This is a genomic window from Sphingomonas segetis (genome assembly GCF_009720245.1).
Taxonomy (GTDB): Bacteria; Pseudomonadota; Alphaproteobacteria; order Sphingomonadales; family Sphingomonadaceae; genus Sphingomicrobium; species Sphingomicrobium segetis.
The window spans coordinates 1-10,526 of record NZ_WJSQ01000094.1 but is presented as its reverse complement, the minus strand read 5'-3'; the positions used below and the strand labels follow the sequence as shown (position 1 = coordinate 10,526).

The following is a 10,526-nucleotide window of genomic DNA, read 5'->3' as shown; positions in this document are numbered from 1 at the left end:
CCGCCGCATTCGAGCCGCCGGTCGATCTGGTCGAGCACCCGCGTGATCGCGGGGGCGCTGAGGCGCGCAACCAGGCCGCCGCCGGTGGCGAACCGCCGATCCGCGCGCACCAGATGCTCGCCGCGCGTGCTCATGACGGCAGAGTTATGAACTCGGTCCCGGATTGTCGAGGCGGATGAAGAAATTGCCGCCGCCTTCGCGATCGGGATCGAAGAAGCGCTGGTCGGTCAGCCAGGCGCGCCGGTCCTGGACGTGAACCATCGGCATGCGCGACCAATAGAGAAAGGCGCGGACGTGGGCGTCGCGCTTCGCCGCGGCGGCGAGCCTCGGGTCGCCAAGTCGCAGCGGCACGATCCACGGGTCCAGCGAGGCGTGGTTGAGACCGGCAAGCGGATTGTAAGTGCCGGTGCCCCCGACCTCGTCGCCGCGCCAGATCACCCTTCGCTTCCAGAAGACCAGCGGGACCTCGCCCGCCACGATCATGCGCGGCGTCGCGACGCGCTCGACGAGCGGCCGCGTCAGCGCCACGGCGCGAGCGGATATGGCGGCGTTGAGCCCGATGTAGAGCAACACGGCAGTGAACGCCCAGGCAGCCGGGCGCTGCCAGTCCCTGCCGAGCCGCTGCGCCCGCCACGACATTTCGAGGCCGAGAATGAGTGCGATCCAGATCCACGGGTCCATGATGAACAGCGTGTCGGCGTAGAACCAGCGGTGCGAAAAGGGCTCGAGCACCCGCGTTCCGTAGGTGTTCGTGAGGTCGAGCATAGGATGGCTGAGCGCCGCGAGATAGCAGGCGAGGAGGAGGCCGCCGAGCTTTAGCGGACCTTCCTTGCCAGAGCGGAACCTTTCCCAAATACAAATGATTGCGACTGCCAACAATGCCATCAGCGGCGTCCCAAGCAGCCCATGGGTGATGCCCCGATGGGCTGCGATCGGCTCGCACCCGACGGCGCCCGCGACGAAGCTGTCGATGTCGGGAAGGTTGGCCGCGAGGATCATCGCCGGCATCGCCCGCGGGCTCAGGCGCTTGAGGCCCATGCGCCCCATCACCGCCGCAACGAGGCTATGGGTGAGGTTGTCTATCGTGAACCCCCGTCATTGCGAGCGAGGCAACGCAATCCATTGCCGCGGCTGGATTGCTTGTCGCTATTTTGCTCCTCGCAATGACGAAACCGCATCAAATCCGGTGCGGTTCCTTTTCGACCTGCCAGGTCTGACCCTTGGCGACGAGCGCCTGGAGGTCGGGAGTTTTGCCGGATGCGGCGGCCTTGTTCTGCTCGACCACGACGCTTTCGTAGGTCGGCGCGGGGTTCTCGTAGATGACGCCGAGCGCGATCGGATAGCCTTCGACGGGCATCAGGATCAGCATCGCAGCAAGCGACCGGTTGGCCGGGTCGTGGATCAGCACCTCGGGATCGTCGCCGGCGACGACCTTGAGCGCGAGCCGCTCGCGGTCGAGGGCGATGCCTTTGGTGCCGCCAGCGAACAGCATCTTCTCGCCCGGCTGGAGCCATAGCTGCTTCTCGGCCGCGGCTTGTTTCTCGGTGAAGCTCGCGAACACGTCGTCATTGTAGACGATGCAATTCTGGAAGATCTCGACGAAGCTGGCGCCCTTGTGCGCGTGCGCGGCCTTGAGCACCTCAGGCAGATTCTTGTGGACGTCGATGCCCCGCGCGATGAAGCGCGCGCCCGAGCCGAGCGCGAAGGCGCAAGGGGTGACGGGGCGGTCGACCGATCCGAAGGGCGTCGACGGCGAGCGCGTACCGACGCGGCTGGTCGGCGAATATTGGCCTTTGGTCAGGCCGTAGATTTCGTTGTTGAACAGCAAGATCTGGCAGTCGAGGTTGCGGCGCAGCACGTGCATCGTGTGGTTGCCGCCGATCGACAGCGCGTCGCCGTCGCCGGTGATGATCCACACATCGAGCCCCGGATTGGCGAGCTTGACGCCGGTGGCGATCGCCGCGGCGCGGCCGTGGATGGTGTGGAAGCCGTAGCTCGCCATGTAATAAGGGAAGCGGCTCGAGCAGCCGATGCCGCTGATGAACACCGTCTTCTCGCGCGCGACGCCGAGGTCCGGCATGGTCCGCTGCACGGCTTTCAGAACCGCATAGTCGCCGCACCCGGGGCACCAGCGGACCTCCTGGTCGGATGCCCAGTCCTTCGCGGTGGTGGTGGCGATCGGAGTGATGTCGTTCATCAGTGCGGCCTCAGGTAAATCACGAGCAGTACGACGACGATGAGCATGATCGCCAGCGGGAAGACGTTGAGCTGCTTCATTGCCGTTCCCCGGCGAAGGCCGGGGCCCAGGACGCTGCGCAGCAGCGTGGCCAGCAGCGCTCGAAGGTAATGAAGCGCTCCGCGCTCCTGGACCCCGGCCTTCGCCGGGGAACAGGAACCGCCAATCTTCGCGAATGTTCGCAGTGACGGCGACGATTCATCGGCTCGGTCCGGAGAGCGCGGCGTCGATCGCCGCCTCGACTTCCGCAATGCGGAACGGATGGCCCGACACTTTCGTCAGCGACCTGGCGTCGACCAGAAACTGGTCGCGGAGCACGGTCTTGAACTGGCCCATGTTCATCTCGGGCACGAGGATATGTTCGAAGCCCTTCAATAGGACAGACATATTTTTGGGCATCGGCCAGATGTGCCGGACGTGGACGTGGGCGACGTCCTGCCCTTTCGCAAGCGCGCGCCGTACCGCCTGGTGGATCGGCCCGAAGGTCGAGCCCCAGCCGACCACCGCCAGCCGGGCGCCTTCGCGGCCGATGCACACCTCCTGGTCGGGGAGGGAATTCGCGACCCCGTGCACCTTGCCGATGCGGATGTTGGTCATCTCCTGGTGGACGGCGGGCGAGTAATCGATGTTGCCGGTGCCGGGCGCCTTCTCGATGCCGCCGATGCGGTGCTCGAGCCCGGGCGTCCCCGGCCGAATCCACGGCCGCGCGAGATCGTCGTTGCGAGCATAGGGCATCACGCCCTCGCCTTCCGCCGGCGGCGTTTCGAAAAAGCTGACGGGGAACGGCTGGTATGCGCTCATGTCCGGCACGCGCCACGGCTCGGCCGCGTTGGCGATATAACCGTCGGTCAGCAGGATCACGGGAGTCATGTAGCGGGTGGCGATGCGGCACGCCTCGATCGCGCAGTCGAACGCGTCGGACGGCGAGCGGGCGGCGATCACCGGCACCTGCGCATCGCCGTTGCGGCCATAGACGGCCTGGTACAGGTCGGACTGCTCGGTCTTGGTCGGAAGTCCGGTCGACGGGCCGCCGCGCTGCGAGTTGACGACGACCAGCGGGAGCTCGGTCATGACGCCAAGGCCGACCGCTTCCATCTTGAGCGCGATCCCCGGACCGGACGAGGAGGTGATCCCGAGCTGGCCGGCGTAACTCGCGCCGATCGCGGCACAGACCGCGGCGATCTCGTCCTCCGCCTGAAAGGTCGTGATCCCGAACTCCTTCAAACGCGCGAGATGGTGGAGCAGCGGGCTTGCCGGTGTGATCGGGTAGGAACCGAAGAACATGTTGAGCCCGGCCAGCTGGCAACCGGCGACCAGGCCGAGCGCCAGCGCCTCGGCGCCGGTGACGGTGCGGTAAAGCCCCGGCTCTGCCGGCGCGGGCGCGATATGGTGCTGTTTGAACGGCGCGCCCATTTCGGCCGTCTCGCCATAGGCGTGGCCGGCGTTGAGCGCGGCGATATTGGCTTCGGCGAGCTCCGGCGCCTTGGCGAACTTGGTCTTGAGCCAGTCAATGATGGGCGCGCGATCGCGGTCGAACATCCACAGCGCGAGGCCCAGCGTCCACATGTTCTTGCAGCGCAGCGCCTCCTTGTTGCCGAGGCCAAACGGCTTCACCGCGTCGAGCGTGAGCTGCGAGATGTTGAAGTGGACGACCTGCCACCTGTTGAGGCTTCCATCCTCGAACGGGCTCACGCCGTAACCGGCCTTGGCGAGGTTTCGCGCCGTGAACTCGCCCTCGTCGGCGATGATGAGGCCGCCTTCGCGCAGCGCTTCGGCGTTCACCTTTAGCGCGGCGGGGTTCATCGCGATCAGCACGTCGGGCTGGTCGCCGGCGGTGTCGATCGCCGCCGAGCCGAAGTTGATCTGAAAGGCGGAGACCCCGAAGGTCGTGCCCTGCGGCGCGCGGATTTCAGCCGGGAAGTCCGGGAAAGTCGCAAGGTCGTTGCCGGCGAGCGCGGTCGACAGCGTGAACTGGCCGCCGGTCAGCTGCATGCCGTCTCCGCTGTCGCCGGCAAAGCGAACGACGACCGCTTCGAGGGCCGGGCGGGCGGTGGCTTCCTTTTCGGTGAGGAGATGGGTGGCGGTGGCCACGGCGCGAGTCCTTGCAAACGCAGATGTTTCGGGTCGCCACCTCTTTAAGCCCCAGTCACCTCTTTCGCCACCTTTCTTGTCTTTGCTGCGTTGCCGTCCTCCAGCTCACTGCTTGGCTATCCAGGCTCCTTTCGCCGAATGCGCGGCTCCGTCGCCGGAATAGATGAAGGGGAATGCCCATCGTCCGATCAGCTCCTCCGCTGCCGGGCCAGTGAACCGCCCGTCGAAGGAATTCGGCCCGCTGGCGGTCGTGTCGAACCTGCCCGAGAAGGCCCTGCTGCCGGTCGAATAGACCGTGTCGACGAACGACAACGTGCCAAGGTTGGTGGACCCGGAAAAGGTTTCCAGGATGGGGTTCATCGATCCCGACAACGTGCCGGCGCCGAAATTGAAATTCATCGAAAGGCTGCCGTGGATCGTCGCGGCGACGTCCGTGCCGATGAGGTAATCATGCTCGAAGATGTCAGTGTCGCCAAGAATCTGGCCGTTGTACGTCGCGCTACCGGTAATGGGCATGGAGGCCGCACTCGTGGCCACGCCAAAGGCGGTGAAGTTCAATTCGTCCCAATAGGCTCCGACGCCCTTTCCCCAGACGACGAGGCTCGAATATTTGTAATCGTTCGGCGCCGGGTCGTCGGCTGTGGCGATGACCTGGAAAAAGTTCTGATCGTCGCCCGTCGGCCCAAATGAAAAATAATGCTCGGGAACGCTGTGGTAGGTGCTGCTCGGCCGCAGCGACTGCCAATCAGCGCCAGCGACCTGAATCTCATAAACTCCTGATGTGGAATCGTAGCGGATCAGCAGGTCGCCTCCCGCGCCCGCAGAGGTCAGCGAAGCAAATTGCTGCGTGGCCGGAGAAGCAAGGATGTCCACCGCGACCGGTGTCGGTGTCGGCGTTGGCGTTGGCGTTGGCGTCGGAGTGATCTGCGGCGGGGGAGTCGACTGCACGCCACCCCCACCCCCGCAGGCACTTAGGGCCAGGATTGCGGCAGCTCCGGCGAGTAACCCACTTTGACTTGAATGGATTGACATGTGACCCGGTCCTTCCGTGTTGGGGCCTCGAAAGTGCTGCTGTGGTGCTACGAACGCCATGACGTAGAGCCGACGATTTTCCGATGATTTCCTGATGGCGAGGTCTGCGCGCGCTGCGGTGATGGAGAATTCATGATTGATCGACTTTACCGCCGCGGGGTCGGCGTGATGCTGCTCAATAGCGAAGGGAAGGTGTTCGTCGGGGCGCGGATCGATAATCCGGACGACGCGTGGCAGATGCCGCAGGGCGGGATCGACGAGGGCGAGGAGCCTTGGGCGACCGCGCTTCGCGAGCTCGAGGAAGAGACCGGGATCCCGCCGAGTGTTGTCGAGCGGATCGCCTGCTGCCCGGAGCGCCTGCGCTACGAGCTGCCGGAGGAATGGCGGCCGCGGCTGTGGGGCGGCAAGTGGCTCGGGCAGGAGCAGGACTGGTTCCTGGCGCGATTCCTGGGACGCGACAGCGACATCGACATCGCCACGGCCCACCCCGAGTTCCGCGCCTGGAAGTGGGTCGATCCGGCGCGGCTTCCCGACCTCATCGTGCCGTTCAAGCGCGAGCTATACGGTCGCCTGCTCGACGTCTTCGGCGACTATCTGCGCTGACGCCGGTCTGCGGTGAAATAGCCGATTCCGCCGCCCACGATCGCGCCGAGGATCGGCCCCACGAAGGGAAGCGGGATGGCTACGACAGCACCGATCGCGGCTGCAATCGCGCTTCGTTTGGCGACTGGATTCTCGAACATCGGCATGACTCCTTCAAGTGTATTATAGTAGTGATACACGAGGACTTCAACGGGGACTGACCGGAGTCGACCGGCGGATTCGATGCAATTCGCGAGGTATAGGGGCGTTTACGCTTGCCGCTGTGCTTGCAGGTTAACTTGCTTCGGCGCAGAGTGTCGTGGCCTTCGGGGGAGAATGATTGGCCCGGATATTCCTCAGTTACGCGCGCGACGATGTCGAAGCCGCCAGGAGTCTGGCGAGCTGCATCTCCGAAGCGGGCCACGACGTGTGGTGGGACCGGCACCTCCACGGCGGATCGCGCTTCGCCTCGGAAATCGATCGCGCGCTGAAGGACGCCGAAGCGGTGGTGGTAATCTGGTCGCCGCAGTCGATCGATTCCGCCTGGGTGCAGGACGAAGCCGGCGAGGGCCGTGATTCCGGACGGCTGGTGCCGGTTTCGCTCGGCTCGGCCAAGCCGCCGCTCGGCTTCCGCCAGTTCCAGACGATCGACCTCGGCGCCTGGGACGGGTCGGGAAAGCCGAAGGCGATCGGCGAGTTGCTCGAGGCGGTTGAGCGCACTTGCGGCGCGGCTGCGCAGCCCGACAGCGCCACGCCCGCCGCCAAGCCCGCGAAGAAGCAGAAGCGCGAGTCCGTTTGCGTCCTTCCGTTCATCAACATGAGCGGCGACCCCGAACAGGAATATTTCAGCGACGGCATTTCCGAGGACATCATCACCGATTTGTCGAAGGTCTCCGCGCTCTCCGTCATCGCGCGCAACACCGCCTTCACCTTCAAGGGTCAGACGGTCGACGTGAAGGACGTCGCGAAGACGCTCGGCGTGACCTATGTCCTAGAAGGCAGCGTTCGGAAGGCCGGCAACCGCGTCCGGATCACAGCGCAGCTGATCGACGGTGCCGAGGGCGATCACGTCTGGGCCGACCGCTACGACCGCGACCTCGACGACATTTTCGAGATCCAGGACGAGATTTCGAAGGAAATCGTTCGCGCGCTTCGGCTCAAGCTGATGCCGTCGGAGGAGCAGGCGATCGACAAGCGCGGGACCCAGAACCCGCAGGCCTACAACCTCTATCTGATGGGCCGCCAGCAGTGGATCTGGGGAACCTGGGGCAACGAGCGCCGCGACGAGGCGATCATGCGCATCTGCAAGCAGGCGATCACGCTCGATCCGGAGTATGCGGAAGCCTGGACGTTGATGGCGCTGGCACAGGCGGAGCTGCTCTACTGGCACGGCAAGGACCAGGACCCGCTGCCGGCCGCCGAGCGGGCACTGGAAATCAACCCGCGGCTTGCCGAGCCACATTGCGTCAAGGTGCGCTACCTCGAGCAGCAGGGGCGCAGCGAGGAAGCGGACAAGGAACTGGCGCAGGCGCTTCGGCTGGGCCCGGAATCGTGGGAAGTGAACCGCGAGGCGGCGCGGATCATGTTCCGCCGCGACAGGATGCCGGATGCGATCCGCTACTTCGAGAAAGCCTCGCAGCTCCTCGACACCGATTTCCACAGCTGCCTGATGCTGCAGACCTGCTATCTCGAGACCGGCGAGAGCGAGGCGATGATGAACGCGGCCCGGCGGACTCTCGAACGCGCCGAAAAGGCGCTCGCGAAAGATCCGACCAACGGCGCCGCGCTCTCGGCCGGGGCAAGCTCCCTGATCATTGTGGGCGAGGTGGAGCGCGGCAAGGAGTGGGTCGAGCGAGCGCTTCTGCTCGACCCCGACAATTTGCTGGTGCGGTACAATGCCGCCTGCGCGCTGACCTTCCGCGACGCCGATCTCGACGGCGCGCTGGACCTGCTGCAGGAATATTTCGATCGCGTGGAGAGCCCCGGGAACATTCATCACCCGGAGATCGACCCCGATATGGACCCTGTCCGCGACCACCCGCGGTTCAGGGAGATGGTCGCCTCCGCGAGGCAGCGGCTGGGAATGGGCGAAGCCGCCGCCAATGCCTGACACGCGCGACGTCTTCATTTCCTACGCTCGCCCGAGCGAGGACGAGGCGCATCGAATCGCGGAGCTGCTGCGCGAGCAGGGCTTCAGCGTGTGGCGCGACGACGAGCTTCCGGCGCACCGCGCTTATTCGGACGTGATCGAGGAACGGCTCAAGTCCGCCAAGGCGGTCGTCGTCCTGTGGTCGGGCGAATCGGCGAAGTCTCATTGGGTCCGAGCGGAGGCCGACAGCGCGCGCGAGGCCGGGACATTGGTCCAGGCGAAGCTCGACGGCGCGTTGCCGCCGATGCCGTTCAACCAGATTCAGTGCGCCGACCTCAGCGGCTGGGGCGGAGACACGGGCTCGGCGGGCTGGCGCAAGCTCGAGGGCAGCGTCGCCGCGCTGGTCCGCGGACCGGGCGAAGACGCCTCTTCCCCGGAACCTTCTGCTCCCCGGGCACAGGCGGTGCGCGCGTCGATCTGCGTGCTTCCGTTCGTGAACATGAGCGGCGAGCCCGAGCAGGAATATTTCAGCGACGGGATCAGCGAGGACATCACCACCGACCTGTCCAAGATCTCCGCGCTCGAGGTCGTCGCCCGCAACACCGCGTTCAGTTTCAAGGGCCAGAACCCGAATGTCGAGGAGGTCGCGAAGCAACTGAGCGTCACGCACGTGCTCGAGGGCAGCGTCCGCAAGGCGGGAAATCGCATCAGGATCAACGCCCAGCTGATCGACGGGTCGACCGGCAAGCATTTGTGGGCCGACCGGTTCGACCGCGACCTCGACGACATTTTCGCGATCCAGGACGAGATTTCGAAAGCGATCGTCGATGCGCTCAAGGTGAAGCTGCTGCCCACCGAGAAGAAGGCGATCGAGAGGCGCGGAACCTCGAACGTCGAAGCCTACAACCTCTACCTGATGGCGCGGCAGCAGTGGATCCAGGGTTCGTACGGCGAGCTCAGCCGCGACAAGGCCATCGTCCGCTTCTGCAAGCAGGCGGTCGAACTCGACCCTGGATATGCGCAGGCCTGGGCGCTGCTGGGCCTCGCCCAGCTCGAACTGCGCTTCGTCCACGGCCTCGACGAAAACGGACTTCCGGCCGCGGAGCGCGCGTTGGAGATCAATCCCGATCTGCCCGAAGCGCATTGCATCAAGGCCCGTTACCTCGAGGAAGATGGACGCGCACAGGAGGCGGAACAGCAAGTCCGGAGTGCGTTGAAGCTCGAACCTGAATCGTGGGAAGCGAACCGCGAGGCGGCGCGAATCCTCTTCCGCTCGGGGCATATCCGCGAATCGATCCCGTTTTTCGAAAAGGCCGCTTCGCTGATGGACACCGACTGGCGAAACGCGGCCATGCTCATCACCTGCTACAGCGCAATCGAAGATCAGGCGAAAGCACGGAGCGCGGCGAAAACGGCGGTGACCCGGCTCGAGGCGGTGATCGCGAACAACCCGACCAATTGCTCGGCACTGGCGATGGGCTCGGGAGCGCTCGCAGTCCTGGGCGAGCATGAGCGCGCGCGAGACTGGGCCCGCCGCGCCCTTCTCCTCGATCCCGATAACCTGCTCGGTCGGTACAATATCGCCTGCGCCCTCGCCCACGACCTGAACGATCCCGAGGGGGCACTCGACGCCTTGCGCCCGTATTTCGAATGCACGAGCAGCACGACCGAAATCCGCCACGTCGAAGCCGATCCCGATCTGGACTCGATCCGGAACGATCCGAGGTTTCAGGACATGCTCGCTTCTGCAAAGCAGCGGCTGGGGATGGCCGAAGCCGCGGAATAGAGACGCCGTTCCGATCGCTACTGAAGCGGTGTGGCCTTCCTGAAGGGGCTTGGCTAGGAGCGGCCCAATGGGGCACTTGTCGTCCAGCGAACGTGACGCGGCCGAGCGCGCCGCCGCCGAGCCGATGCTCGACCAGGTGCTCGCCTGGGCGGCGGTCAACAGCGGTTCGCGCAACCTTTCCGGGCTAGAGCGGATGGCGGACTTGCTCGCCGACGCCTTCGCCGCGCTGCCCGGCGTGCTCCGGCTCGTACAGCCGCAGTCCGTGGAAGCGGTCGGCGCGGACGGCAGGACGGTGCAGATCAAGCACGGACGCCATCTCCACCTGACCGTTCGGCCGACGGCGCCGGTGCAACTGCTCCTCACCGGTCACATGGATACGGTGTTCGGCGTCGATCACGCGTTCCAGCAGACGCGCTGGCTCGAGGACGGAGTGCTCAACGGCCCCGGCGTCGCCGACATGAAGGGCGGCCTTGCGGTCATGCTCGCGGCGTTGAAGGCGGTGGAACGGAGCCCTGCCCCGGACCGCATCGGCTACGAGGTCGTGATCAACAGCGACGAGGAAGTTGGCTCGCTCGGATCGGCGGCGCTGCTCGCGCAGGCGGCACAAGGCAAAAGCGCGGCGCTGACGTATGAACCGGCGGCCCTGCCGGACGGCACGCTCGCGGGAGCGCGGCCGGGCAGCGGCAATTTCGCGATCGTCGTGCGCGGCC

The 10,526-nt window shown here is 65.5% G+C and carries 9 protein-coding genes; 4 read left to right on the top strand and 5 right to left on the bottom strand.

Going from position 1 to position 10,526, the window contains the following annotated elements; genetic code table 11:
- Positions 1 to 144: 144 nt before the first annotated feature.
- The 4 genes from GH737_RS09910 to GH737_RS15805 form a co-directional block, all read right to left on the bottom strand.
- On the bottom strand, positions 145 to 1,083 hold the full coding sequence (locus tag GH737_RS09910) for a metal-dependent hydrolase (RefSeq protein WP_275401958.1): 939 nt from the start codon (positions 1,081 to 1,083) through the stop codon (positions 145 to 147).
- A gap of 94 nt (positions 1,084 to 1,177) precedes the next feature.
- A complete protein-coding gene (locus tag GH737_RS09905; RefSeq protein ID WP_155264664.1) occupies positions 1,178 to 2,197 on the bottom strand; it encodes a 2-oxoacid:ferredoxin oxidoreductase subunit beta in 1,020 nt (339 codons plus the stop codon).
- Positions 2,198 to 2,434: 237 nt separating this feature from the next.
- Positions 2,435 to 4,327, bottom strand: a complete 1,893-nt coding sequence (locus tag GH737_RS09900) for a 2-oxoacid:acceptor oxidoreductase subunit alpha (protein ID WP_155264663.1) — start codon at positions 4,325 to 4,327, stop codon at positions 2,435 to 2,437.
- A 105-nt stretch (positions 4,328 to 4,432) separates the two neighbouring features.
- Positions 4,433 to 5,419 (bottom strand): transferrin-binding protein-like solute binding protein, encoded by a 987-nt coding sequence (locus GH737_RS15805; RefSeq protein ID WP_230558747.1) that lies wholly within the window; start codon positions 5,417 to 5,419, stop codon positions 4,433 to 4,435.
- Between the two features lie 72 nt (positions 5,420 to 5,491).
- On the opposite strand from GH737_RS15805, the gene GH737_RS09890 reads away from it, so the two are divergent.
- On the top strand, positions 5,492 to 5,962 hold the full coding sequence (locus GH737_RS09890; RefSeq protein ID WP_155264662.1) for an RNA pyrophosphohydrolase: 471 nt from the start codon (positions 5,492 to 5,494) through the stop codon (positions 5,960 to 5,962).
- On the opposite strand, the gene GH737_RS09885 is transcribed toward GH737_RS09890, so the two are convergent.
- Entirely contained in the window at positions 5,950 to 6,102 is a 153-nt protein-coding gene (locus tag GH737_RS09885) for a hypothetical protein (RefSeq protein WP_155264661.1), read from the bottom strand. The genes GH737_RS09890 and GH737_RS09885 overlap by 13 nt on opposite strands.
- 179 nt (positions 6,103 to 6,281) lie before the next feature.
- On the opposite strand from GH737_RS09885, the gene GH737_RS09880 reads away from it, so the two are divergent.
- The 3 genes from GH737_RS09880 to GH737_RS09870 all read left to right on the top strand — a co-directional run.
- On the top strand, positions 6,282 to 8,051 hold the full coding sequence (locus tag GH737_RS09880) for a TIR domain-containing protein (RefSeq protein ID WP_155264660.1): 1,770 nt from the start codon (positions 6,282 to 6,284) through the stop codon (positions 8,049 to 8,051).
- Positions 8,044 to 9,816, top strand: coding sequence for a TIR domain-containing protein (locus GH737_RS09875; RefSeq protein WP_155264659.1), 1,773 nt, complete (start codon positions 8,044 to 8,046; stop codon positions 9,814 to 9,816). The genes GH737_RS09880 and GH737_RS09875 overlap by 8 nt, the downstream gene beginning before the upstream one ends.
- A gap of 67 nt (positions 9,817 to 9,883) precedes the next feature.
- Positions 9,884 to 10,526: M20/M25/M40 family metallo-hydrolase (locus tag GH737_RS09870; RefSeq protein WP_155264658.1), on the top strand; the 643-nt coding region annotated here is incomplete at its 3' end.